Genomic DNA, 21,113 nt, shown 5'->3' with positions numbered 1-21,113 from the left:
GGTTACTCGTCGTCGCCCTGCCCCTGGGCCTGCTGCATCTGCTGTTGCATCATCTGCTGTTGGGCCTGCTGGGCCTGCTGTTCGAGCTGCGCGCTCTCCTCTTCGACCTCCGCGATCTCCTCGCGGACGTCCTCGATGCGCTCGTCGAGCGTCTCCTTTTTCGTCTCCAGGCTCTCGATGGCACCCTCCCGGGTGCGCTCGGCCGAGTAGTCGGCCCCGAGGTCGACGATGACCTCGTCGATGTCCTCGACTTCCGCGCGGACGTACGCGCCGCCGCCGACCGGCACCTGCACCGTCGAGCCCGTCTCGATGGTGTTCAGGGCCTCGATGGCCTCGTCGGCCTCGCGCTTCTCCTCCTGCAGGCTCTCGACTTCGTCTTCGAGTTCGGCCTGCTCCTCTTCGAGGGCCTGAATCTGCTGGGAGAGTTCCTGTAGCTGCTGTCGACCGCCACCGCCGCCTCCGAGACTCATGCGTGGATGGGGGGCCGCGAGCGGGAAGTATCTTAGGATGTCGCGCCCGACGCCCCGGCGTCCCGGCGACCGGTGAGCGGGGCGTGGCGGCGCGAGAGAAGTCTCAGATATAGCCGAGGGCGTCCTCGATCCGGCCGAGTTCGGGGCCGGTCGTGTCCTCGCCGACCACGTAGCCGTGCGAGTTGGCGACGAGGCCGGAGCCGACGAGCGGCGCGCCGTAGTTGATGGTGCCGATGTCGGCGGGGACGCCGAGGACGTCCTCCAGCCGGTCCAGTTCGTCGTCCGTCGTCTTCGGGTGACAGAGGACGCCGTCGTTCGTCGCCACGGCGGCCGTCCCGACGGTCTCGACGTCCGCGATGCGCCCGCGCGTCACGGGCACGTCGAGGGTGTCACGCACGACCTGGACGGCCTCGCGGTCGAGGTCCGGGTGGACGTACGCCCCCTGGTCGTTTGCGAGGACGACGTTGCCGGCGGCGTTGACCCGGCCGGGGAGCGCCCCGACGGGGAGGTCGGTCGCCTCGGCGATGTGCTCGCGCTCCCGGTCGCGGACGCGACCGCTGACGAGGACCCCCGAGGCGTTGCCGGTGGCGAGCGATCCGACGGTGCTCGACCCGCCGACCCGGGTGGGGACGGCGGGCACTTCGAGTTCGTCCGCGACCGACTCGACGAGGTCGTCGTCGAGGTCCGGCCGGACGAGGACGCAACCGTCGGTCGCGCGGGCGAACACGCCGACGTACGGTGACCCGGAGAACGAAGCGCGGAGCAAGGTGGAGTTACTCGTCTGCGTGCTCGGCCTCGACGACCGTCTCGCCCTCCTCCTCGAAGCGGGCGGCACGCACGCGAAGCTTCCGCGGCGGGTTCTTGTTCGAGCGGGACCAGATGGACTCGTTGATGGAGGGGTCGAGGCGGACCTCCTCGGTCTCGACGGCGAAGTGCTTGGCGAGGTGCTCGCGGACGAGCGTCGCGGCCTTCCCGGCTCGCTTGTGCTTGGCGACGGCCTGCAGGTCGCGCAGCGGGACGGTGACGATGCGCTCCTCGAAGTCGCTGGCGCTCATTATTCGTCCGTGTCGCTACGCCGCCAGTGGCGGCGCTTGGGGTTTCGCTGCACGTCGCGGTCCGTCTTCATCATGACCCACGCCGGGACGCGGCTGTTCTGGCGCTCCAGCTTCGCCAGCCGCTTTTTCTTGGCCTTGGACTTCTTGCCCATAGTGGTACGAACGTTTCGCCGCCGAACTTAAAACGTTGTTCTTCTCGATCCGCTACGCGCCGCCGCCCGACCAGTTAAGGGCCTGTGCGCGGACACCCCCACTATGGCCAACGAAGACGCCGAACTGGAGCACGACCTGCTTTCCGACGAGGCCCGCGAACGCCTGCGCATCATCGCCCGCACCGCGCTCGGCGACAGCCTCCGCTCCGTGACGTACTTCACGCACACCGACTACGAGCAGGTCTACCTCCGCTCGGACCTCGAACGCGACGCCGACCTCTCCGCGTTCATCGGCGCGGAGTGGCAGTCCTTCCAGCTCACCCAGGACGCCTACGAGGGGAGCGAACTCGGCGAGTACGACTACACGATCCGCGCGTTCAGCAACGGCTACCTCCTCCGCGTCACCACCGACCGCGAGGGCGTGTTCCTCACGACCGACGGCCTGACGATGACGGACGTCGAGTCCTGCGCCGCCGCCTTGGAGGAGACCCTCGAGCACTGGCGCGAGGGGAACCTCGGCGAAATCGAGGACGACGAGTAACCCACCTCCGCACCCTCACTTCCCGAGCGCGAAGCGCTCGCGCGTCTCGTACTCGGGTCCCTCGTGCGTCAGCGTACTCTCCGTCAACCGCACGTCGGTGACGCGCGCCGTCCCGACGTCGGGGTCGCGCTCCCGGACGAGACGCTGCACCAGTTCCTTCCCGCCGCCGTGTTTCATCCGCGCGAGCGTGACGTGCGGCGTGAACTCGTTCCCCGCGGGGTCGAAGCCCGCGGCCACGCACTCGCGTTCGACGGCCTCGTGGAGCGCCGCGAGCTCGACCGCTCCCGAACCAATACCGAGCCACAGCACGCTGACGTAGTCGAGGCTCGGGAAGACGCCGAGCCCGCCGAACGCCGCGTCGAACGGCCCGACCCGCGAGCGCTCGACGGCGCGCTCGACCGCTCCCGCCGTCTCCGCGTACGCCGACTCCTCGACCTCCCCGAGGAACTTCAGCGTGACGTGGGCCTGCGCCGGGTCGACGAAGTCGAGGCCGTCCGCGTCCGCGAACTCGGCCTGGAGCGCCCGCACTGACTCGACGAGCGACTCGGGGAGGTCGACGCTGACGAACAGCCGCATGCTCTGAGAACGGACGGCGTAGCCCTTAACCCCGCGGGCCGCCAAACGAGTCCATGACCGACCGCGAGCCACGCGAGGGCGCGGACCACCGCTTCTCCGAGGGGCAGGGCTTCGAGGACCCCTACGAGGGGTTCGACCTCGACCCGCCCGAACTCGACGTCGACCCGACCGAAGTCGACCCCGTCGACGACCGCGTCCTCGTCGACCTGCTCGACGACGCGAACATCGCCGCGGACCGCGTCGACGCCGACGCGCTCATCGACGTCGGGCTGAGCTACATGGGCATCAACCGCTTCGAGGAGGCCGTCGACGCCTTCGAGCGCGCCGCCCGCTTCGCCGACGACGAGACGGACGAGCAGGAGGCCCGCGTGAACAAGGGCGTCGCGCACGCCGAACTCGAGGAGTGGGACGCGGCCGCGAGCGCCCACCAGGAGGCGCTCCACGTCGACGACGACGGCCCGTTCGCCGCCGAGGCGCAGACGAACCTCGCGTACGCCCTCTGGGAGTACGGGAAGACCGAGGAGGCCTATCAGCACGCGGAGGACGCCGTCCGCAAGGACAAGCGCCTCCCGCACGGCTGGTACAACCTCGGCTTCATGGAGAACGAGCAGGGCCGCCACGAGCAGGCGCTCGACGCCCTCGACAACGCGATTCGCCTCGGGTTCAAGCAGGCGGACGTCTACGAGGAGAAGGCGCGCGCTCTCGACGAGCTCGGGCGCGAGGAGGAGGCCACGGACGTCGTCGAGCACGCGGAGGAGATACGCGAGCGTCAGGAGGAGCGCCTCGTGGACGGGGAGCGCCAGCGCGAATGAGCGTCCGCGTGACCGAGCGCCGCACCGACCGCGGGCTCCTCGTCGCCGCCGCCGACGCCGACATCGTCGGCGAGACGTACGACAACGGCACCGTCTCCGTCACCGTCGAGCCGTCCTTCTACGGCGACGCCGACAGCGAGACGGACGCGGACGCGCTCGCGGAGAGCCTCGGGCGCGCGAGCGTCGCGAACCTCGTCGGCGACGTCGCCGTCACGACCGCGGTCGACGCCGGCTACGTCGACGAGGCCACCGTCGTCGACCTCGGCGGCGTCCCGCACGCTCAGTACCTCCGGATGTAGGCCCGCGGGGCGACGCGCTCACCGCCCGACGCGCCCACCGCCCTCACCCTCCCGCGACGCCGTCGACGTCGCGTCCACCACGGGACGCACCGACATCGCGTTCTCACCCCACCGACCGCGTCCCCCCGTCCGCCTCGTCGTCGACGACGGCAACCGCTCGCGCTTCCGAAGCTACCAAACGTTCTCACGCGCTACGCACACCCAATATGGGGACGCAGGAACAGAGCCCGCTCGACGTCGAGGCGCTCCGCGCGGACTTCCCGATCCTGGAGCGCGAGGTCGCCGACGGCGTGCCGCTCGTCTACTTCGACAACGCCGCGACGACCCAGACGCCGACCCGGGTCGTCGACGCCATCACGGAGTACTACTACGAGTACAACTCGAACGTTCACCGGGGCATCCACCAGCTGAGCCAGGAGGCCTCCATCGCCTACGAGGAGGCCCACGACCGGATCGCCGAGTTCGTCGGCGCGTCGGGCGAACGCGAGGAGATAGTCTTCACGAAGAACACGACGGAGGCGTTCAACCTCGTCGCCTACGCGTGGGGGCTGAACGAACTCGGCGAGGGCGACACGGTCGTCCTCACCGAGATGGAGCACCACGCCTCGCTCGTCACCTGGCAGCAGATAGCGAAGAAGACGGGCGCGACGGTCGAGTACGTCCCCATCACCGAGGACGGTACGCTCGACATGAACGCCGCGGGCGACCTCATCGACGACGACACCGCGATGGTCTCCGTCGTTCACGCCTCGAACGTCCTCGGGACGGTCAACCCCGTGAGCGAACTCGCCGACATGGCCCACGAGCAGGACGCGCTCATCTTCGTCGACGGCGCACAGGCCGTCCCGAACCGCCCGGTCGACGTCGAGGCCATCGACGCGGACTTCTACGCCTTCAGCGGGCACAAGATGGCGGGCCCGACGGGCATCGGCGCGCTCTACGGCAAGCGACACCTCCTCGAAGCGATGGACCCCTACCTCTACGGGGGCGAGATGATCAAGAAGGTCACCTACGACGACGCGACGTGGAACGACCTCCCGTGGAAGTTCGAGGCGGGCACCCCGAGCATCTCCGAGGGCATCGCGTTCGCCGAGGCCGCCGACTACGTCGACGACGTCGGTCTGGAGCGCATCAACGCCCACGAGGAGTACGTCACCGCGTACGCCTACGACGAACTCTCGAAACTCGACGGCGTCGAGATTTACGGCCCGCCGAAGGACGAACGCGGCGGCCTCGTCGCGTTCAACGTCGAGGGCATCCACGCCCACGACCTCTCCAGCATCCTCAACGACTACGGCGTCGCCGTCCGCGCCGGCGACCACTGCACCCAGCCGCTCCACGACACCCTCGGCGTCCCCGCGAGCATCCGCGCCTCCTTCTACCTCTACAACACCCGCGAGGAGGTCGATACGCTAATCGAGGGCGTCGAGGGGGCCATCGATATCTTCCACTGAGCCGGCCGTGGGCCGCTCCGTCGACCCCGCGCGACCCCGACCTTTATGCCTCCGCGCGGATTACGTCGTGACGTGAAGGACAAGATTACGCGCGCCGTCAACCGCGCCAAGTACGCGGCTATCGGGGCGGCGCTCGGTGCCGGTATCGGCGGTCTGGTCAGTCGGAACGCGGCGAGCACGGGCGGTGCCATCGGCGCGCTCGCGGGTGCCTTCCTCGGCGAGACGAGCGCCGGCGCGAAGAGCGCCTACGAGAAGCTCACGGACCGCGCCGCGGAGGAGTAGTCAGCTCTTTTCGCCGTCACTATCGCTGTCGCCATCGCTCGCGCCCGCGCCCGCGCCCCCGCTCCCGCTCGTCCCCGAGCGCGTCGGGTCCCCGTCGAGACAGTGTTCGCCGACGCACTCCTCGACCACCAACAGGAGGCTGTAGCCGACGGTCGCCCCGAAGCCGACGACGCCGAAGACGACGGGCTCGGGCGCGTGAAGCGCGTCCGCGAGTTTGATGGTGGCGAGCGCGCCGAGCAGGTTGCAGAAGGTGGCGAAGAGGTGTACCATCTCGACGGCCGAGCGGACGTCGCGGCTGTCGCGCTCGACGCGCACGAGGAGGCCGCCGAAGCCGTACCACGTGAGCGCGGCGAAACCGACGAGCGAGCCCGTGATGTAGCCGAGGACGTCGAGGTGCGTCGGGACGCCGAACTCGGCGATGAGGAACGCACCCGCACCCCAGATCGTGAGCGTGTAGCCGTACGCCCACGACTCGTCGAGGAGCGTCCGCGCGAGTCGGTCCCGATAGCCCATGGGCGACTCCTGCGTGCCCCGCGGGGTAAAGCGCGATGGTCGTCGGCGCGCGACGCCGACGGCCGTGACGCGCTCGCCTCCCGTCCCCGCCGCTCCGCGTCCACCCGCCCCCGCCGTTCTGCGCCGTCGGAACGCCCGAGAGCGCCGGCGACGGAACGTTTTTCCGCCGTACGTCCGTATACGGGAGCATCATGAGCATGGGTTCGGATATGTACCGACAGCAGATTCTCGACCACTACCGGAACCCCCGGAACCACGGGGAACTCGACGACCCGACGTTCAGCCACGAGGGGTTCAACCCCTCCTGTGGCGACGAACTGGAGTTCGACGTCGAGCTCGCCGACGACGGCGAGACGGTCGAGAACGTCGCGTTCCACGGCGACGGCTGCGCGATCAGTCAGGCCTCGGCGAGCCTGCTCTCCCAGGAGCTCCCCGGGATGACGCTCGACGAGATCGACGACCTCGACCGCGACGACGTGCTCGACCTCCTCGGCGTCGAGGTGACGCCGATGCGCATCAAGTGCGCCGTGCTCGCGGAGAAGGTCGTCCAGGACGGCGCGGACATCTATCGCGGCGAGAAGGAACTCGAAGCGACGTCCACCGAGGACGACGAGTAGGCCCCCTCTCCGACCACAGTCGTTTTGCCGCCGGCGGTGGGAGTGCGAGCCATGGACGACGCCATCGCGTTCGGCACGGACGGCTGGCGCGCGACGCTCGACGTGTTCACGACGCCGCGGGTCCGCGCGGTCGCGCAGGCGACCGCCGACCACCTCGCGGACGTCGAGCGCGCGGGCGAGACGGTCGCCGTCGGCTACGACGCCCGCCCCACCTCCCGCGACTTCGCCGAGGAGATCGCGGACGTCCTCGCGGCCAACGGCCACGACGTCGTACTCCCCGAGCGCGACTGCCCGACGCCGCTCGTCGCGCACGCCATCGTCGAACGCGACCTCGCGGGCGCGCTCGTCGTGACCGCGTCGCACAACCCTCCGGAGTACAACGGCGTGAAGTTCATTCCCGCGGACGGCGCGCCCGCCCTCCCGCACGTCACGGAGGCCATCGAGGCCCACCTCCGGCCCCCGGTGGCCGACCCGGACGCCGAGCGCGGCGACGTCGCCGAGGTCGACCTCGTGACGCCGCACGCCGAGCACTGCCGGGACCTCGTCGATGCGGACCTCGACGGCCTCTCGGTCGTCTACGACGCGATGCACGGGAGCGGGCGCGGCGTCACCGACCGCCTCCTCGAGGCCGCGGGCGCGGACGTCGAGCGCCTCCGCTGTGAGCGCGACGCCGAGTTCGGCGGCACGCCCCCCGACCCCGACGACGCGAACCTCCAGGGGCTCGCGCTCGCCGTCCAGGAGCACGACGCGGACCTCGGCATCGCCAACGACGGCGACGCCGACCGCATCGCCGTCGTCACGCCCGAGCGCGGCTTCCTCGACGAGAACCGCTTCTTCGCGGCGACGTACGACTACCTCCTCGAAACCCGTTCGGGGCCCGCCGTCCGCACCGTCTCCACGAGCTCGCTCGTCGACCGCGTCGCCGAGGCGCACGGCGAGGACGTCTACGAGACCGCGGTCGGCTTCAAGTGGATCGCGGAGGAGATGAAAGAGCGCGACGCCCTGATGGGCGGTGAGGAGTCCGGCGGCTTCAGCGTCCGCGGCCACGTCCGCGAGAAGGACGGCGTTCTCATGGCGCTCGTCGCCGCCGCCGCGGCCGCCGCGGAGTCCTACGACGAGCGCGCCGCGCGTCTCGCGGCCGAACACGGCGACGTCGTCCAGTCGAAGGTCTCCGTGGACTGCCCGGACGACCGGAAGGCCGCCGTCGTGCGCGAGCTCGCCGACGCGCTCCCCGAGACGGTCGCGGGCGTCAACGTCGCCGGCGTGAACGACGCGGACGGCTTCAAGGTCCGCCTCGCGGACGACTCGTGGCTCCTCGTTCGCCCCTCCGGAACCGAACCCAAGATGCGCGTCTACGCCGAAGCCGACAGCGACGAGCGCGTCCGCGAACTCCTCGACGCCGGCCGCGACCTCGTCGAACCCCTAGTGTAGCCGCCCTCGATGGCGTTCTTCGTCCCCGTCCAGCGCCCCTATCTCGAACCCCAGTTTCTCGTAGAACGGCCGGACGTCGGCGTCGAAGTCGGCGCTCAGCGGCCGCCAGCGCTCGGCCGCCGCCGTGACGAGTGCGGTGCCGACGCCCCGCGCCCGCCGACGGCGCGTGACGGCGATAGCGTCGACGTGTGCACCAGATCGCTCGCGGGACTCCTCGCCGTCGTCGTTCGTCGCGTCGTCGCTCGCCTCCTCCTCGCCCGCCTCGCCGTCGCGTTCCGTCCCGTCCCGCGCGCCCGCGGTGTCGGCGACGAGCGCGCCGACGACTCGCCCCTCGCTCACGGCCACGAGCGCTCCCTCGTCGTCGAGCGCCCGGGCGAGCAGTTCGTCGTCGACGGCGAGCACCGCGGCGTCGAGCACGCGCCGGACGGCGACGCGCTCGTCGGGCCGCGCCGGGCGGACCGTCACGTCGCGCTCAGCCACCCTGGACGAGTCGGAGGACGGTCACGTGCTCGCTCTCCACGGGTTGGTCCTCGGGGACCGGGCGGCCATCGACCATCACCGACACCTCGTGGGGGCTGAGGTCCACGCGCTCCAAGAGGTCCGCGTAGGACGCCCCCTCGACGTCGAACTCGTGGACGTCCTCCCCGACGACCTCGACGGTGACGTGCATATCTGTGCGTGGACGCCGGCGCGTATCAGCGTGTCGCCGCGGCGGACGGGACCGCGTGCGCTTCGCCCCCGCGCCGTCCTCCGGTGACGGCCGCCGACGCCCGTCGTTCGGCGCTTCGCGGCGCTTATGGGACGCCGGCGTCTTCGCATCGACATGGCAGACGCGGGACGACAGGACATCTGGGTCGAGAAGTACCGGCCGGAGACGCTCGACGACATCGTCGGCCACGAGGACGTCGTCTCGCGGTTGCGGAGCTACGTCGACGAGGACGACCTCCCGAACCTCCTCTTCGCGGGCCCGGCGGGGACGGGCAAGACGACCGCGGCGACCGCCATCGCGCGCGAACTCTACGGCGACGACTGGCAGGAGAACTTCCTCGAACTGAACGCCTCCGACGAGCGCGGAATCGACGTCGTGCGCGACCGCATCAAGAACTTCGCGCGCGCCTCCTTCGGCGGCTACGACTACCGCGTCATCTTCCTCGACGAGGCCGACGCGCTCACCAGCGACGCCCAGAGCGCCCTGCGCCGGACGATGGAGCAGTTCTCCAACAACGTCCGGTTCGTCCTCTCCTGTAACTACTCCTCGCAGATCATCGACCCCATCCAGTCCCGCTGTGCGGTCTTCCGCTTCGCGGGCCTCAAGGACGAGGCCGTCGCCGAGCGCGTCCGCCACGTCGCCGAGGTCGAGGGCGTCGACTACACCGAGGACGGCGTCGACGCGCTCGTCTACGCCGCGGACGGCGACATGCGCCGCGCCATCAACGCCCTCCAGGCCGCCGCCGCGACCGGCGAGGCCGTCACGGAGGAGACGGTGTACGCCATCACGAGCACCGCCCGCCCCGAGGAGATCGAGGAGATGGTCACCGAGGCCATCGACGGCGACTTCGTCGCCGCCCGCGCGACCCTCGACGACCTCCTCACCGAGCGCGGCCTCGCCGGCGGCGACATCATCGACCAACTGCACCGTTCCGTCTGGGAGTTCGACCTCGCCGAAAAGCAGGCCGTCCGCCTCATGGACCGCATCGGCGAGGCCGACTACCGTATCGCCGAGGGTGCCAACGAACAGGTGCAGTTGGAGGCGTTGCTGGCGTCGGTGGCGTTGGAGGCCGAGGAGTAGCGCGGTTCTCCCGGAACTACGAGCGACCCGTGAGGCGCGCGGCGCGCGGCGCGCGGCGAGAACGCTGAGCGCCCGGTTCTACGCGAGGTCGGCGGGCGGCCCGCCGGGCAGGTCGTCGCGGCCGTGCGGTGCGAAGAAGTCCGGGTCGGGGCCGACCGGCACGAGGTTCGAGGGGTTGACGTCCGGGTGGCTCCGGTAGTAGTGGTTCTTCACGTGGTCCATGTGGAGCGTCGCCTCGACGCCGGGGAGCTGGCAGAGCTCGCGGAGGTACCCCCAGAGGTGCTCGTACTCCGCGATCTGCTTCTCGTTGCACTTGAAGTGCGTGTGGTAGACCTCGTCGAAGCGATAGAGCGTCGTGAACATCGCCACGTCGGCGAGCGTGAGGCGGTCGCCGGCGGCGTAGCGCTGGTCGGCGAGGCGCCCGTCCCACTCGTCGAGCGCGTCGAAGAGGTCCGCGACGGCGTCGTCGTAGGCCTTCTGGGACTCCGCGAAGCCCGCGCGGTAGACGCCGTTGTTGATGACGGGGTAGATCGAGTCGATGACGTCGTCGATCTCCTCGCGGTAGCCCTCGGGGTAGAGGGTGAGATCGTTCTGTGCGTACTTATCGAAGCCGGTGTCGAGCATCCGCATTATCTCCTCGGACTCGTTGTTCACGATGGTCTCCTCCTCCGTGTCCCAGAGGACGGGCACCGTGACGCGGCCCGTGTAGTCCTCGTCCGCCTCGGCGTAGATTTCCCGGAGGTAGTCGTAGCCGTACTGGCGTTCGGTGGTGCACCCCGGCTTCTCGGGGGCGAACTCCCACCCCTCGTTCTTCCGGACGGGGTCGACGACGTCCACCGTAATCGCGTCCTCAAGCCCCTTCACGGCGCGCGTGAAGAGTGTCCGGTGCGCCCACGGGCAGGCGTAGGAGACGTAGAGGTGGTAGCGTCCCGCCTCCGGGTCGGGCCCGTCCGCGACGACGTCGTCGGGACCGCGTCGCGTGCCCGCTATCCAGTCGCGAAAGGACGTCGTGTCGCGCTCGAACTCCCCCGACTCGTCGCTCTGTATCTGCTCGACGTCGTAGCGCCACTCCCCGTCCACCATTCGAGCCATACACGGGGAGAGGAGCGCATGGCGCAAAAGCACGGGGGCCTCGGAGGGATGCGCGACGAGTGGCCGTCGGCGGTAGCGGTCCGCTCCTCACGCCCCGCTCGGGCGGCGACGCCGCCCGGACGGGACCGGCGGGCCCGGTGGAATACTACGGGCGAGCGCAGCGAGGAGCTACGGGCGAGCGCAGCGAGGAGGGCTTAGTGCGGAAGCGTTTTGCCGCTCGGTCGGCCAGAAGGACGCAATGAGCGACCTCGAAGCGGAGTACCGCCTCGACTATTTCGAGGAGGAGGGGTTCCGTCGCGGGCAGTGTACGGAGTGCGGGGCGCACTTCTGGACCCGCGACGCGGACCGGGAGACGTGCGGGGAGCCGCCCTGTGAGGAGTACGGGTTCATCGACGACCCGGGCTTCGACGAGGCGTACGACCTGGGCGAGATGCGCGAGCGCTTCCTCTCCTTCTTCGAGGACCACGACCACGAGCGGATCGACCCGTACCCGGTGGCGGCGAACCGCTGGCGCGACGACGTCCTCCTGACGCAGGCGTCCATCTACGACTTCCAGCCGCTCGTCACGTCGGGCGAGACGCCGCCGCCCGCGAACCCCCTGGCGATTAGCCAGCCCTGCATCCGGATGCAGGACATCGACAACGTGGGGAAGACGGGTCGGCACACGATGGCGTTCGAGATGATGTCGCACACGGCGTTCAACGCCCGCGAGGACGCCGAGGAGGAGTATGCCTACGAGGGCGAGGTCTACTGGAAGGAGGAGACGGTGGCGTACTGCGACGAGTTCTTCGTCGACATGGGTGCGGACCCCGAGGAGATAACGTACATCGAGGACCCGTGGGTGGGCGGCGGGAACGCCGGCCCGGCCTTCGAGGTCATCTACAAGGGCGCGGAGCTCGGGACGCTCGTCTTCATGTCGATGGAACAGGACCCCGACGGGGAGTACGAGATGAAGGACGGGAACACGTACTCGCCGATGGACACGTACATCGTGGACACGGGGTACGGCCTCGAACGGTGGACGTGGGTCTCCCAGGGGACGCCGACGGTCTACGAGGCGGTCTACCCGGACGCCATCGCGTACCTGAAGGACGCGGCGGGCATCCACCACACCGAGGAGGAGGAGGAGCTCATCCACCGCGCCGCGAAGCTCGCGGGCCACCTCGACATCGACGAGGTGGAGGACATGGACGCGGCGCGCGACAACATCGCGGACAAACTCGGCGTCGAGACCGAGCGCCTCCACGAGCTGATGCGCCCCCTCGAGGATATCTACGCCATCGCGGACCACGTCCGGACCCTGGCGTACATGTTCGGGGACGGCATCGTCCCGTCGAACGTCGGGACGGGCTATCTCGCGCGGATGGTGCTGCGCCGCACGGCGCGCCTGATCGACGGCCTCGACGCGGACGTCGACCTCGACGACCTCGTGGACCGGCAGGCCGAGCGCCTCGACTACGAGAACCGCGAGACGATACGCGACATCGTCCGCTCGGAGGTCCGCAAGTACGAGGAGACCCTGGAGCGGGGCTCCCGGAAGGTCGAGCAGCTCGCGGAGGAGTACGCGGAGCGCGGCGAGCCGATCCCGGCGAGCCAGCTCGTGGAGTTCTACGACAGCCACGGCCTCCAGCCGGACATGGTGACGGAGATCGCGGAGGACGTCGGCGCGCGCGTCGACGAGCCCGACGACTTCTACTCGCTCGTCGCCTCCCGGCACGACTCGGGCGAGGCCTTCGAGGAGACCGAGGAGACGGACGACCGGCTCGGCGACCTCCCGGACACGGAGGAGCTCTACTACGACGACCAGTACAGAGCGGAGTTCGAGGCCGTGGTGCTCGACGTCTTCGAGCGCGACGGCGAGGGCGAGGACGGCGGCCCGGCGTACGACGTCGTCCTCGATCAGACGATGTTCTACCCGGAGGGCGGCGGGCAGCCGGCGGACCACGGGACGCTCTCGACGGACGACAAGACCGTGCAGGTGCGGGACGTCCAGATGCGCGACGACGTCGTCCTCCACCGGACGGACGAGGACCCGGGGAAGGGCGAGTTCGTCCGGGGCCAGATCGACATGAGCCGGCGGCGGCGGCTGATGCAACACCACACGGCGACGCACGTGGTCGGGCACGCGGCCCGCGAGGTGCTCGGCTCGCACGTCCGGCAGGCGGGCGCGCAGAAGGGGACGGACTCCTCGCGGATCGACGTGAGTCACTACGACCGCATCTCGCGCGACGAGGTGAAGGCCATCGAGCGCGTGGCGAACGAGATCGTGACGGACAACACGGTCGTCGAGCAGGAGTGGCCCCACCGCCACGAGGCCGAATCGGAGCACGGCTTCGACCTCTACCAGGGCGGGATTCCGCCGGGCGAGAACATCCGGCTGATTCACGTCGCGGAGGACGTCCAGGCCTGTGCGGGGACGCACGTGAAGCGCACGGGCGACATCGGCTCGATTCGGATTCTGAACACGGAACGCATCCAGGACGGCGTCGAGCGCATCACGTTCGCGGCGGGGGTCGCCGCGCTCGAACACGACCAGGCGCAGGAGGATTACCTCCGCGAGACGGCGGCGACCTTCGACGTCGCGCCGCCCGAGGTGCCCGAGACGGCCGAGCGCTTCTTCACGGAGTGGAAGGAGCGGGGCAAGCGCATCGAGGCGCTCAAAGAGCAACTCGCCGAGGCCCGCGCGTCCGGCGGTGGTGGCGGCGAGGAGGTCGAGGTCGGCGAGTGGACGGCCGTGGTCCAGCGTGTCGATGCGGACATGGACGAACTGCGAGCGACGGCGAACGCGCTCGTCGAGGACGGCAAGATAGCGGTCGTTGGAAGCGGTGCGGACGGCGCGCAGTTCGTCGTCGGCGTCCCGGACGGCGCGCCGGTGAACGCCGGCCAGGTCGTCGGCGAGCTCGCGGCCCTCGTGGGCGGCGGCGGCGGCGGCCCCGCGGACTTCGCGCAGGGCGGCGGACCGGAGAGCGAGAAGGTCGACGACGCCCTCGACGCCGCGCCCGACCTCCTGCGCGAGTCCGCCGAGGCCTGAGGCGGTACTTCCGGCCGACCCGAGGCCGTCCGCGGTCGCGGCGAAACCCGGCCGAGCGACAACCCTTTTCGGTCTGGGAACGCTTCACACCACTATGCAGTCGCTCCGTGTCGCGCTCCTCAACGCCGCCCACGACCCGGCGGACACCGCGCGGAACTTCCGGCGGGAGGTCGATGCCGACCTCGTCGAGTTCCACGCCGCCGGCGGCGAGCTCCCGGACTCGTACGACTTCGACGCCGCAATCGTCACGGGCTCGCGCTCCTCGGTGTACTGGGAGGACGAGCAGGAGTGGATCGCGCCCGCCCGCGAGTGGGTCGCGGGTGCCGACGAGCGCGGGCTCCCCGTTCTGGGCGTCTGTTTCGGCCACCAGCTCGTCGCCGAGGCGCTCGGCGGCACCGTCGAGGACATGGGCGAGTACGAGATCGGCTATCGGACCGTCGCCCACGACGGGGGCGACCCGCTCTTCGAGGGCATCGACACCGAGTTCACGGTGTTCACGACGCACTCCGACGCCGTCACCGGTCTCCCGCCGGGCGCGGAGCTGCTCGCGGAGAACGAGTACGGCGTCCACGCCTTCCGCCGCGGGACCGCCTACGGCGTCCAGTTCCACCCCGAGTACGACACCCGAACGGCCAGGGACGTCACCGAGCGCAAGGACGACCTCGCCGACGACCGGAAAGCCGCGGTGCTCGACGGTATCGACGCCGAGCAGTACCGGGCGGCCTGCGAGGCCAAGCGGCTCTTCGACAACTTCTGCGAGCTCGCCGCGCGCGACGCGCCCGCCGCCGCGGACTGAACGCGCTACTCCCGGTCCGCGGGCTGACGCGCCGGCGGACAGGCCCGCACGATTTTCCCCCACCAGCTCCGCCGGTCCGCGCCCCACCGATAGAGTCCCTCGCGGAGCTCGCGGTAGGGCTCGAACGCGCGGAGCGCGTCGACGAGCGGCTCCAGCTCGGGGTAGAGGCGGACGACGGTCTGCTCGACGGCCTCGCCCGCGGAGTAGACGGCGTCGTCCGTGAGGAGGTGGGCCGACGTCTCGTAGTCCTCGGGGAGGCGCGCGCGCTGGTCGGGCGAGAGCTCCGAGAACCCCACGGGCTCGAAGTCACCGCGGTCGAGCGCGCGCTCGACGCACCACGTGCAGAAGCCACAGTCGTCGTCGTAGACGATTCTCGGCGGGTGCTCTGTCTCGCCACCGTCGGCGCGTGGCTCTCGCTTTTCCTCCCGCGTTCGCTCGTTCCGTGCCGATTCGTCATCGGCACGAGTCATTCGTACCGCCCCGTGGTCTCCCCGCACTCGTCGCAGCGGACGAGGACCGCGTCGCCGTCCTCGGCGAGTTCGATGCTCTGTGTGGTCTCGCCGCCGCACTCCTCGCACTCGCGGCGCGTGACGGTCTCACCGGCGTCCTGCGGCGCGCCCATGGCGAGGACGACGGCGGTGTCGTCGCCCGTGTTCCGCGAGCGCTGGAACTCCCCGGGTCCGAAGCGGACGAGCTCGCCCGCCGCGACGGTGACGTCGCCGTCCGCAGTGCGGAAGGTGAGCTCGCCCGACTGGACGTAGAAGACCTCCTCCTGCTTCGCGTGGCTGTGGTAGCCGTACGCGGTCGACTCGCCGGGGGCGAGTTCGTAGTAGTTGAGCGCGAGGTCGGAGGCCCCGAGGGCGTCCGTGAGCGCGTAAATCGTCGAGGCCGGGCCCATCCGACTGTGCTGGTCGGCGAGCGAGACGGTGTGCATGTTCGGCCCGTGGGTCGCCGACGCCTCAAAACTGCCGGCCCGGCGCTCGCGTCGCGCGGTCCCGGCCGTTTAAGCGCGCGGGGCGACACCGTCCCGTATGGCTATCGACCCGAACTTCGACCAGAACCGGGAGGTCGTGGACGAACACCAGGGCCACGACGTCTGGGGGCCCGTCGAGGAGCCCGAGAAGCTGGGGGTCCACGGCACGCACGTCGCCGTCGACTTCGACATTTGCGACGCCGACGGCGTCTGCGTCGAGGACTGCCCGGTCGACGTCTTCGAGTGGGTGGAGACCCCCGGTCACCCGACGAGCGAGAAGAAGGCCGACCCCGCGAACGAGGCGCAGTGCATCGACTGTATGCTCTGCGTCGACGTCTGTCCGGTGGACGCCATCGACGTGGATAGTACACGCGCGTGAACGGAGGTGAACGCGCGGGACGAGCGAGCGGGGAGGAACGACCCGCGAGCACACGAGCCTAAAGGCTCGGAACGAGCGAACGCGACGAATAGCGCCGAGCGACGGCGCGGTCGCTCCGCGGCGTGTCGTGGATACCCGAGAACGCCGGGCGTCCGTGTCGTATCTACTGCTTGTAGCGAGAACCTCTTAAAGAGAGACGGACCCCGCCCTCGTCGTTCGCGGGGTGCGACGGACGGGCGTTCAGGCCCGGTCGATGTCGAGCTGTTCGCGGAGCCGTGAGAGCGCCTCCGAGTCCGCGAGTTCGTCCAGGCGCTCCTGGAAGTGCTCCTCGCAGAGCCCGACGCGCACGCCGGACTTGTCGACGGAGACGTCGGCGCTCCGGTCACAGTAGTGACAGCGCATACCCGAACGTGGGTGCCGTAGCACCTTAAGCCCGTGGCCGCCTCACCCCCGGATACGGCGGCGGAGACGGCGGTATTCGCCGCTGTCGACGCCGGCGACGCCGAGCGTGTCGTCGTGCGCGTCGCTCCCGCCGAGCGCGAGCAGGTCGTGTTCCTCGACGGCGTGTCGGACGCGTGCGTGGCCGTCGTCGCCGTCGTCGACGTCGCGGCCGACGGGCCGGTCGTAGGGGTAGTGGCGCTCGACGGCGTCCAGGTCCGCGCACAGCGCGAGCGCGGCGTCCGGGTCGGGGTAGCGTAGCGGGTGCGCGAGGCCGACAGCCCCGCAGGCGTCGGCGAGGAGGGCGCGGCCGCGCTCGAAGGTGGGGACGTCGCGGGCGACGTAGCACGGCGCGTCCTCGCCGATGAGGTCGGCGAACACCGCGCCGATCTCGTCGTAGGCGGTGTCGGGGTGCGCGACGACGGCGCGCGCGACGTGCGGTCGGCCGAAGCCCGCCCCGACGTCGAGGCCGAGGTCGATTCCCAGTTCCGCCTCGACGTTCTCGACGATGCGCCGGCCGCGCTCGATCCGGTCGCGTCCGAGGCGGTCGAGTTCGTCGCGGAGCGTCGTCCCGCGGTCGTCGCCGGACGCGTCGTGTCCGGTCGAGCCCGCCCGCGCTCGCTCTTTGCTCCCGCGGACGCCGTAGCCGAGGAGGTCGACGCGCTGGGTCGGCGTCTCGACGCGTAGCTCGATTCCGCGGACGATCTCGACGCCGTCGCGCTCGGTGAGCGGGGCGTCGAGGTCGGGATGAACGATGTCGTGGTCGGTGATGGCGACGGCATCGACGCCGGCACGCTTCGCGGCGGCGGGCACGTCGTCGAGCGCCATCGACCCGTCGGAGGCCGTCGTGTGGACGTGGAGGTCGGCGTGGGGCACACCGGCCCTACGGGCGAGCGCGGCAAGAAACGTACCCTGAAACCCGTAGTGTATGGTCCATGGTAACTACTGCCCCACCACATTCATAATGATTGTCCCCGATAGATAGAGCTGTAATGACGCTCCGAACGGCGACCGACCTGCTCGAAGACGCGACCTATCCGGCGACCACCGACGACCTGTGCGCGGCGTACGGGGAGGTGCGCATCGAACACCCGACGGGCGAGGAACGCCTCGGCGACGTCCTCGAACGAACGGGCGACGACGAGTTCGCCGACGCCACGGCCGCGGTCCACGCGGTGTACGGCGCGGTCGGGCAGGACGCGGTCGGCCGCGTCGGCTACTCCGACCGCGACCCGACCCCGATGGGCGTCGACGGCCCCGAACCCGTCTCGTTCTGAGACCGACCCCCGAGATTTTTGCCGCCCTCCGATACCCTCTTTAGGGTGGGTAGGGTAAGCATGGGTATCGGTACCATGTCCATCGGATCATACGACGAAGACGAACACGAGCGCCGCGAACGCAAGAACGCCGACGTCGACCTCAGCGAGGACGACGACCGGACCGACTACCACGGCTCGGTCACGTACGACGCGGGCGACTCCGCCGAGGCGTTGCTCGACCAGTTCAAGCGGATGAAAGAGAACTGACCCCTCTTTTCTTCCTCACCGCATCACCGACGCGAGTCCGAGCACGACGAGCACCGCCACCACGTGGCCGACGACCGCGAGCACCAACAGCGGCGCGCTCGCCACGAACGGGACGAGGAGAAGCTGGAGGAGGCCGAACGCCGCCGTCCGCCGGTCGGCGGCCGCCACCGTCCCCCGCGCCTCCTCGTCGAGGTCGAAGGCCAGCGCCCGCCAGAGCGCCGTCACGGCCGCCCACCAGCCGACGCCGATTCGGTAGCAGACGTCCCAGCAGACGAGGAGGGCGAGGAACGCCGCGGGCGCGGACGGCGGCGTCCCGAGCAGGGTCGCGACGAGCGTCGTGCCGTCGCGCGGGTCGACGACGAACAGGTACGTGAGCAGAGCGACGTACGCGACCACGCCCAGCACGGTCTCGACGCTCGACCCGAAGACGACGTGCGTGTAGGCGTCGGGGAGGTCGGCCCGTCGGAGGCGACGGCCGAGGTCGAGCATGAGCGCGCTCCCCGCCGTCGCGACGACCACCGCGGCCGTCGCCGCCGGTACCGCCCCCCACAGGCCGCCTGCGGCCGCGAGCGCGAGCACCGCGCCCTCGAAGAGCGCGAACTGGGCGGCGAGCGCGACGCCGTCCGGCACGTCGACGCCCGGGACCGCGCCGACGATGCTCTCGTACGTCCACGCCCGGCCGTAGTCGACCTCACGCATCGCGGCGCTCGTCCCCGCTCTCCTCTCCCGCCCGCCCACCGTGCGTCGCGGGCGTCTCCCCGGCCGCGAGCAGGGCGTCGCGCACCGCCTCGTCGAACGGCGTCAGCAGAACCGGGACGTGTTCGCGGATGGCCGTGTCGTCCGCGACGACCGGGTTCTTCAGCCCGCGGACGAGCGGCCGGACGACCGACTTCGGTGCGTCCGTCACGAGGTCGATCCAGTACGCCGAGAGCGTCGGCGAGAGTATCGGCACCGGAATCACGCGGAGGCGGCGGCCCATCAGCGCCGCGGTGCGTTCGAGCATCGCCTCGTACGTGAGCACCTCCGGGCCGCCGATCTCGTAGGTCTCGCCCGCGGTCGCGGGCGCGTCGAGGACGCCGACGAGGTACGCGACGACGTCCGCGACCGCGACCGGCTGACAGGGCGTCCGCACCCACTTCGGCGTCACCATCACCGGCAGGCGCTTCGCCAACTGGCGGACGACGTCGAACCCCGTCGAGCCCGCCCCGACGACGATTGCGGCGCGCAACACCGTGAGGTCGGCGTCGGCGTCGCGGAGGACACCCTCCACCTCGCGCCGCGAGCGCAGGTGCGCGCTCAGGTCGTCGCCGTCCGCGCCGAGGCCCCCGAGGTAGACGACGCGCGAGACCCCGGCGGCGTCGGCGGCGGCCGCGAAGTTCCGCGCGGCCGTCCGGTCGCGCTCCGCGAACGCGTCGCCCGCCCCCATCGAGTGGACGAGGTAGTAGGCGGCGTCGCACTCCGCGAGGGCGTCGTCGAGCGTCGTTCGGTCGAGCAGGTCGCCGACCGCGACGTCCACGCCCGCGGGCGGGTCGTACCGCGCCGGGTCGCGCACGAGGGCGCGGACGTCGTGGCCCGCCTCGACGAGCGCCGGGACGAGGTGGCCGCCGACGAAGCCGGTCGCACCGGTCACGAGTACGCGCATACCGTCCCCTCGCGCGTCACCCGCTTAAACGTCGTCCCACCCCGGGGTCGGGGGCGCGCCGCGCGCCTCCTCGACGTCCGCGGCGAGCGACGGGCCGACGTCGCCCTCACAGCGCGCCCCCGTCGCTCCCGCACGGGCCTCCCACTCCGCGGCCGCCCGGCCGACCCACGAGTCCGCCGCCGCGGCGCGCTCCTCGTCGGTCTCGCGCTTCGCCGGCTCCACCGCGGCCGTTCCGGGCGCGCTCGCCGCCGCGACGCCGACGAAGCGCGCGCGGTCCGCGTCCGTCAGCTCGCCCGCGCGCAGCCGCTCGACCACGCCGTCGAGCTCGCCCGCGTCCGGGTAGCAGAACACCTTCTCGCCGAGGGCCTGCGGGCCGAGCAGGACGCCCGCGTCGTCGGGCGCGCCGTCGTCGACGAGCCGCTCCCCGCCGAAGGCGTCCTCGACGCGCTCGCACTCCGTCTCCGCGTCCAGCGCGAGGTTGTGCCCCGGGTAGTCCTCACACTCCTCCGGGTAGCACTCCGAGTCGTGAATCCGACACTGCAGGCTCTCGGGGTCGAGGAACGCACAGGCGGGCAGCCACCGCGCGTCGCCGTCGAACGGCGCGACGGGCTTCGGAAGCTTGCGCAGGCCGACGAAGAACACCGGCCGGTCGCCGATTGCGGCGAGCGCCGTGTCGTCCACGGTGACCGAATCGTCGCCCGCGGCGGGCGTCCAGAGCCGCGGCGTCAGCGCGTCCCCGTAGCCCGCGTCGACGAACGCGCGGACGTCCGACCGGGTCAGCGGGACGAGGTTGTACGTGTCGTCCAGCGGCGGGCGCGCGCCGCGGCGCTCGTGGTCGGCGGGGGCGTCGACGAGCGGCCGCCAGTCGAGACAGCATCCCGCGCACCCCTCGCAGTTCACCTCCATACCGTGCGAGGTAGTGCCACGGAACCGAAAAGCTTCCCCGACAGGGCGAAGGGCCCGGCGTCCCCACGGGCCGTATGAGCAAGCGACGCTGCGACGCCTGCGGGGCGCGTGTCGAGGTGCCCGGCGGCGTCGGGGACTTCTGGGACTTCGGTTCGCTGGAGAAGGCCGGTCCCGGTGGGTTGACGCTCGAACTCGACGACGGGAGCGAGTTCTTCCTCTGCTACGACTGCATCGAGGCCCTCCCCGAGGACCCGGCGCGCGCGGACGTCGAGGCGCTCACCGAGGAGTGACGTCCGCCGCGAGCGCGTCCACCCCCGCCTCGCCGAGCGCGGGGGTTAA

The 21,113-nt window shown here is 70.7% G+C and carries 30 protein-coding genes; 14 read left to right on the top strand and 16 right to left on the bottom strand.

The genetic code is table 11. The features are described from left to right. Positions 1-2 precede the first annotated feature (2 nt). From pfdA to IEX84_RS03510, 4 genes are all read right to left on the bottom strand, one after another. Entirely contained in the window at positions 3-470 is a 468-nt protein-coding gene (gene pfdA, locus IEX84_RS03525) for a prefoldin subunit alpha (protein WP_188869842.1), read from the bottom strand. Positions 471-573: 103 nt separating this feature from the next. Further along, the gene (locus tag IEX84_RS03520) at positions 574-1,236 is read right to left on the bottom strand and encodes a translation initiation factor IF-6 (RefSeq protein WP_188869840.1); all 663 of its coding nucleotides are present in this window, start codon (positions 1,234-1,236) and stop codon (positions 574-576) included. Positions 1,237-1,243: 7 nt separating this feature from the next. After that, complete coding sequence (locus IEX84_RS03515; protein ID WP_188869838.1) at positions 1,244-1,525, bottom strand: 50S ribosomal protein L31e; 282 nt, start codon at positions 1,523-1,525, stop codon at positions 1,244-1,246. Continuing rightward, positions 1,525-1,677, bottom strand: coding sequence for a 50S ribosomal protein L39e (locus tag IEX84_RS03510; protein WP_020221372.1), 153 nt, complete (start codon positions 1,675-1,677; stop codon positions 1,525-1,527). Before IEX84_RS03510 ends, IEX84_RS03515 begins: the two co-directional genes overlap by 1 nt. A 124-nt stretch (positions 1,678-1,801) precedes the next feature. Between IEX84_RS03510 and IEX84_RS03505 the strand changes: the two genes are divergently transcribed. Continuing rightward, the gene (locus tag IEX84_RS03505) at positions 1,802-2,218 is read left to right on the top strand and encodes a DUF7522 family protein (protein WP_188869912.1); all 417 of its coding nucleotides are present in this window, start codon (positions 1,802-1,804) and stop codon (positions 2,216-2,218) included. Between the two features lie 15 nt (positions 2,219-2,233). Here the strand turns inward: IEX84_RS03505 and thpR are convergent, their stop codons facing one another. Beyond that, a complete protein-coding gene (gene thpR / locus IEX84_RS03500) occupies positions 2,234-2,794 on the bottom strand; it encodes an RNA 2',3'-cyclic phosphodiesterase (protein ID WP_188869836.1) in 561 nt (186 codons plus the stop codon). Positions 2,795-2,847: 53 nt separating this feature from the next. Here thpR and IEX84_RS03495 point away from each other — a divergent pair, with 53 nt between their 5' ends. The 4 genes from IEX84_RS03495 to IEX84_RS03480 all read left to right on the top strand — a co-directional run bounded on the left by IEX84_RS03495 (position 2,848) and on the right by IEX84_RS03480 (position 5,641). After that, positions 2,848-3,606 (top strand): tetratricopeptide repeat protein, encoded by a 759-nt coding sequence (locus tag IEX84_RS03495; RefSeq protein WP_188869834.1) that lies wholly within the window; start codon positions 2,848-2,850, stop codon positions 3,604-3,606. Beyond that, a complete protein-coding gene (locus IEX84_RS03490; protein WP_188869832.1) occupies positions 3,603-3,905 on the top strand; it encodes a DUF424 domain-containing protein in 303 nt (100 codons plus the stop codon). Before IEX84_RS03495 ends, IEX84_RS03490 begins: the two co-directional genes overlap by 4 nt. Before the next feature lie 206 nt (positions 3,906-4,111). Next, positions 4,112-5,359 (top strand): aminotransferase class V-fold PLP-dependent enzyme, encoded by a 1,248-nt coding sequence (locus IEX84_RS03485; RefSeq protein WP_188869830.1) that lies wholly within the window; start codon positions 4,112-4,114, stop codon positions 5,357-5,359. Between the two features lie 72 nt (positions 5,360-5,431). Beyond that, positions 5,432-5,641 (top strand): glycine zipper 2TM domain-containing protein, encoded by a 210-nt coding sequence (locus IEX84_RS03480; RefSeq protein ID WP_188869828.1) that lies wholly within the window; start codon positions 5,432-5,434, stop codon positions 5,639-5,641. Here the strand turns inward: IEX84_RS03480 and IEX84_RS03475 are convergent, their stop codons facing one another. Further along, positions 5,642-6,154, bottom strand: coding sequence for a hypothetical protein (locus IEX84_RS03475; RefSeq protein WP_188869826.1), 513 nt, complete (start codon positions 6,152-6,154; stop codon positions 5,642-5,644). It abuts the gene before it with no gap. Positions 6,155-6,345: 191 nt separating this feature from the next. On the opposite strand from IEX84_RS03475, the gene IEX84_RS03470 reads away from it, so the two are divergent. Next, positions 6,346-6,771, top strand: a complete 426-nt coding sequence (locus IEX84_RS03470) for an iron-sulfur cluster assembly scaffold protein (RefSeq protein WP_188869824.1) — start codon at positions 6,346-6,348, stop codon at positions 6,769-6,771. 51 nt (positions 6,772-6,822) lie between these two features. Beyond that, complete coding sequence (locus IEX84_RS03465) at positions 6,823-8,202, top strand: phosphoglucomutase/phosphomannomutase family protein (RefSeq protein ID WP_188869822.1); 1,380 nt, start codon at positions 6,823-6,825, stop codon at positions 8,200-8,202. Here the strand turns inward: IEX84_RS03465 and IEX84_RS03460 are convergent. Beyond that, entirely contained in the window at positions 8,194-8,682 is a 489-nt protein-coding gene (locus IEX84_RS03460) for a GNAT family N-acetyltransferase (RefSeq protein WP_229732292.1), read from the bottom strand. The two genes, IEX84_RS03465 and IEX84_RS03460, sit on opposite strands and share 9 nt — an antisense overlap. Further along, positions 8,675-8,872, bottom strand: coding sequence for a ubiquitin-like small modifier protein SAMP2 (samp2, locus tag IEX84_RS03455; RefSeq protein WP_188869820.1), 198 nt, complete (start codon positions 8,870-8,872; stop codon positions 8,675-8,677). The genes IEX84_RS03460 and samp2 overlap by 8 nt, the downstream gene beginning before the upstream one ends. Positions 8,873-9,025: 153 nt before the next feature. Here samp2 and IEX84_RS03450 point away from each other — a divergent pair, with 153 nt between their 5' ends. Next, positions 9,026-9,991, top strand: coding sequence for a replication factor C small subunit (locus IEX84_RS03450; protein ID WP_188869818.1), 966 nt, complete (start codon positions 9,026-9,028; stop codon positions 9,989-9,991). A 78-nt stretch (positions 9,992-10,069) separates the two neighbouring features. Here the strand turns inward: IEX84_RS03450 and IEX84_RS03445 are convergent, their stop codons facing one another. Then, complete coding sequence (locus IEX84_RS03445) at positions 10,070-11,083, bottom strand: glutathione S-transferase family protein (RefSeq protein ID WP_188869816.1); 1,014 nt, start codon at positions 11,081-11,083, stop codon at positions 10,070-10,072. A 238-nt stretch (positions 11,084-11,321) separates the two neighbouring features. On the opposite strand from IEX84_RS03445, the gene alaS reads away from it, so the two are divergent. Beyond that, entirely contained in the window at positions 11,322-14,114 is a 2,793-nt protein-coding gene (alaS, locus tag IEX84_RS03440) for an alanine--tRNA ligase (RefSeq protein ID WP_188869814.1), read from the top strand. A gap of 94 nt (positions 14,115-14,208) precedes the next feature. Then, positions 14,209-14,910 carry a type 1 glutamine amidotransferase gene (locus tag IEX84_RS03435; RefSeq protein ID WP_188869812.1) on the top strand — a complete coding sequence of 234 codons (702 nt, stop codon included), beginning with the start codon at positions 14,209-14,211 and terminating at the stop codon, positions 14,908-14,910. 5 nt (positions 14,911-14,915) lie between these two features. Here the strand turns inward: IEX84_RS03435 and IEX84_RS03430 are convergent, their stop codons facing one another. Together IEX84_RS03430 and IEX84_RS03425 are read right to left on the bottom strand one after the other, a co-directional pair. Next, positions 14,916-15,380 carry a DCC1-like thiol-disulfide oxidoreductase family protein gene (locus IEX84_RS03430; protein ID WP_188869811.1) on the bottom strand — a complete coding sequence of 155 codons (465 nt, stop codon included), beginning with the start codon at positions 15,378-15,380 and terminating at the stop codon, positions 14,916-14,918. Continuing rightward, complete coding sequence (locus tag IEX84_RS03425) at positions 15,377-15,844, bottom strand: cupin domain-containing protein (RefSeq protein WP_188869808.1); 468 nt, start codon at positions 15,842-15,844, stop codon at positions 15,377-15,379. Before IEX84_RS03425 ends, IEX84_RS03430 begins: the two co-directional genes overlap by 4 nt. A gap of 97 nt (positions 15,845-15,941) precedes the next feature. Between IEX84_RS03425 and IEX84_RS03420 the strand changes: the two genes are divergently transcribed. After that, the gene (locus tag IEX84_RS03420; RefSeq protein WP_188869806.1) at positions 15,942-16,262 is read left to right on the top strand and encodes a 4Fe-4S dicluster domain-containing protein; all 321 of its coding nucleotides are present in this window, start codon (positions 15,942-15,944) and stop codon (positions 16,260-16,262) included. A gap of 240 nt (positions 16,263-16,502) precedes the next feature. On the opposite strand, the gene IEX84_RS03415 is transcribed toward IEX84_RS03420, so the two are convergent. Next, positions 16,503-16,664: a DUF6757 family protein gene (locus IEX84_RS03415; protein ID WP_176969833.1), complete on the bottom strand. Its 162-nt coding sequence runs from the start codon at positions 16,662-16,664 to the stop codon at positions 16,503-16,505. Positions 16,665-16,706: 42 nt separating this feature from the next. Continuing rightward, positions 16,707-17,576, bottom strand: a complete 870-nt coding sequence (locus tag IEX84_RS03410) for a PHP domain-containing protein (protein ID WP_188869804.1) — start codon at positions 17,574-17,576, stop codon at positions 16,707-16,709. A gap of 116 nt (positions 17,577-17,692) precedes the next feature. On the opposite strand from IEX84_RS03410, the gene IEX84_RS03405 reads away from it, so the two are divergent. Beyond that, positions 17,693-17,977 carry a DUF5789 family protein gene (locus IEX84_RS03405; RefSeq protein ID WP_188869802.1) on the top strand — a complete coding sequence of 95 codons (285 nt, stop codon included), beginning with the start codon at positions 17,693-17,695 and terminating at the stop codon, positions 17,975-17,977. Between the two features lie 75 nt (positions 17,978-18,052). Further along, complete coding sequence (locus tag IEX84_RS03400; RefSeq protein WP_188869800.1) at positions 18,053-18,226, top strand: DUF5786 family protein; 174 nt, start codon at positions 18,053-18,055, stop codon at positions 18,224-18,226. A gap of 15 nt (positions 18,227-18,241) precedes the next feature. On the opposite strand, the gene IEX84_RS03395 is transcribed toward IEX84_RS03400, so the two are convergent. From IEX84_RS03395 to IEX84_RS03385, 3 genes are read right to left on the bottom strand one after another with little or no spacing between them, the layout of a single operon-like run. Beyond that, positions 18,242-18,925: a DUF7530 family protein gene (locus tag IEX84_RS03395; RefSeq protein ID WP_188869798.1), complete on the bottom strand. Its 684-nt coding sequence runs from the start codon at positions 18,923-18,925 to the stop codon at positions 18,242-18,244. Continuing rightward, complete coding sequence (locus IEX84_RS03390; protein ID WP_188869796.1) at positions 18,918-19,868, bottom strand: NAD(P)H-binding protein; 951 nt, start codon at positions 19,866-19,868, stop codon at positions 18,918-18,920. The genes IEX84_RS03395 and IEX84_RS03390 overlap by 8 nt, the downstream gene beginning before the upstream one ends. Before the next feature lie 24 nt (positions 19,869-19,892). Further along, complete coding sequence (locus tag IEX84_RS03385; RefSeq protein WP_188869794.1) at positions 19,893-20,774, bottom strand: YkgJ family cysteine cluster protein; 882 nt, start codon at positions 20,772-20,774, stop codon at positions 19,893-19,895. Between the two features lie 74 nt (positions 20,775-20,848). Here IEX84_RS03385 and IEX84_RS03380 point away from each other — a divergent pair, with 74 nt between their 5' ends. Further along, the gene (locus IEX84_RS03380; protein WP_188869792.1) at positions 20,849-21,064 is read left to right on the top strand and encodes a DUF7561 family protein; all 216 of its coding nucleotides are present in this window, start codon (positions 20,849-20,851) and stop codon (positions 21,062-21,064) included. Positions 21,065-21,113: the final 49 nt, after the last annotated feature.

The sequence above is a fragment of the Halarchaeum rubridurum genome, from assembly GCF_014647115.1.
Lineage (GTDB): Archaea > Halobacteriota > Halobacteria > Halobacteriales > Halobacteriaceae > Halarchaeum > Halarchaeum rubridurum.
The sequence above is the reverse complement of the archived record's forward strand: the minus strand, read 5'-3'. Positions and strand labels throughout refer to the sequence as shown.

Coding starts and splice junctions, on each gene's coding strand:
- IEX84_RS03490 (WP_188869832.1), top strand. CDS start 3,603: ATGAGCGTCCGCGTGACCGAGCGCCGCACCGACCGCGGGCTCCTCGTC.
- IEX84_RS03405 (WP_188869802.1), top strand. CDS start 17,693: ATGACGCTCCGAACGGCGACCGACCTGCTCGAAGACGCGACCTATCCG.
- IEX84_RS03420 (WP_188869806.1), top strand. CDS start 15,942: ATGGCTATCGACCCGAACTTCGACCAGAACCGGGAGGTCGTGGACGAA.
- IEX84_RS03495 (WP_188869834.1), top strand. CDS start 2,848: ATGACCGACCGCGAGCCACGCGAGGGCGCGGACCACCGCTTCTCCGAG.
- IEX84_RS03465 (WP_188869822.1), top strand. CDS start 6,823: ATGGACGACGCCATCGCGTTCGGCACGGACGGCTGGCGCGCGACGCTC.
- alaS (WP_188869814.1), top strand. CDS start 11,322: ATGAGCGACCTCGAAGCGGAGTACCGCCTCGACTATTTCGAGGAGGAG.
- IEX84_RS03430 (WP_188869811.1), bottom strand. CDS start 15,380: ATGACTCGTGCCGATGACGAATCGGCACGGAACGAGCGAACGCGGGAG.
- IEX84_RS03400 (WP_188869800.1), top strand. CDS start 18,053: ATGTCCATCGGATCATACGACGAAGACGAACACGAGCGCCGCGAACGC.
- samp2 (WP_188869820.1), bottom strand. CDS start 8,872: ATGCACGTCACCGTCGAGGTCGTCGGGGAGGACGTCCACGAGTTCGAC.
- IEX84_RS03470 (WP_188869824.1), top strand. CDS start 6,346: ATGAGCATGGGTTCGGATATGTACCGACAGCAGATTCTCGACCACTAC.
- IEX84_RS03475 (WP_188869826.1), bottom strand. CDS start 6,154: ATGGGCTATCGGGACCGACTCGCGCGGACGCTCCTCGACGAGTCGTGG.
- thpR (WP_188869836.1), bottom strand. CDS start 2,794: ATGCGGCTGTTCGTCAGCGTCGACCTCCCCGAGTCGCTCGTCGAGTCA.
- IEX84_RS03380 (WP_188869792.1), top strand. CDS start 20,849: ATGAGCAAGCGACGCTGCGACGCCTGCGGGGCGCGTGTCGAGGTGCCC.
- IEX84_RS03395 (WP_188869798.1), bottom strand. CDS start 18,925: ATGCGTGAGGTCGACTACGGCCGGGCGTGGACGTACGAGAGCATCGTC.
- IEX84_RS03450 (WP_188869818.1), top strand. CDS start 9,026: ATGGCAGACGCGGGACGACAGGACATCTGGGTCGAGAAGTACCGGCCG.
- IEX84_RS03390 (WP_188869796.1), bottom strand. CDS start 19,868: ATGCGCGTACTCGTGACCGGTGCGACCGGCTTCGTCGGCGGCCACCTC.
- IEX84_RS03515 (WP_188869838.1), bottom strand. CDS start 1,525: ATGAGCGCCAGCGACTTCGAGGAGCGCATCGTCACCGTCCCGCTGCGC.
- IEX84_RS03415 (WP_176969833.1), bottom strand. CDS start 16,664: ATGCGCTGTCACTACTGTGACCGGAGCGCCGACGTCTCCGTCGACAAG.
- IEX84_RS03485 (WP_188869830.1), top strand. CDS start 4,112: ATGGGGACGCAGGAACAGAGCCCGCTCGACGTCGAGGCGCTCCGCGCG.
- IEX84_RS03510 (WP_020221372.1), bottom strand. CDS start 1,677: ATGGGCAAGAAGTCCAAGGCCAAGAAAAAGCGGCTGGCGAAGCTGGAG.
- IEX84_RS03385 (WP_188869794.1), bottom strand. CDS start 20,774: ATGGAGGTGAACTGCGAGGGGTGCGCGGGATGCTGTCTCGACTGGCGG.
- IEX84_RS03435 (WP_188869812.1), top strand. CDS start 14,209: ATGCAGTCGCTCCGTGTCGCGCTCCTCAACGCCGCCCACGACCCGGCG.
- pfdA (WP_188869842.1), bottom strand. CDS start 470: ATGAGTCTCGGAGGCGGCGGTGGCGGTCGACAGCAGCTACAGGAACTC.
- IEX84_RS03425 (WP_188869808.1), bottom strand. CDS start 15,844: ATGCACACCGTCTCGCTCGCCGACCAGCACAGTCGGATGGGCCCGGCC.
- IEX84_RS03445 (WP_188869816.1), bottom strand. CDS start 11,083: ATGGCTCGAATGGTGGACGGGGAGTGGCGCTACGACGTCGAGCAGATA.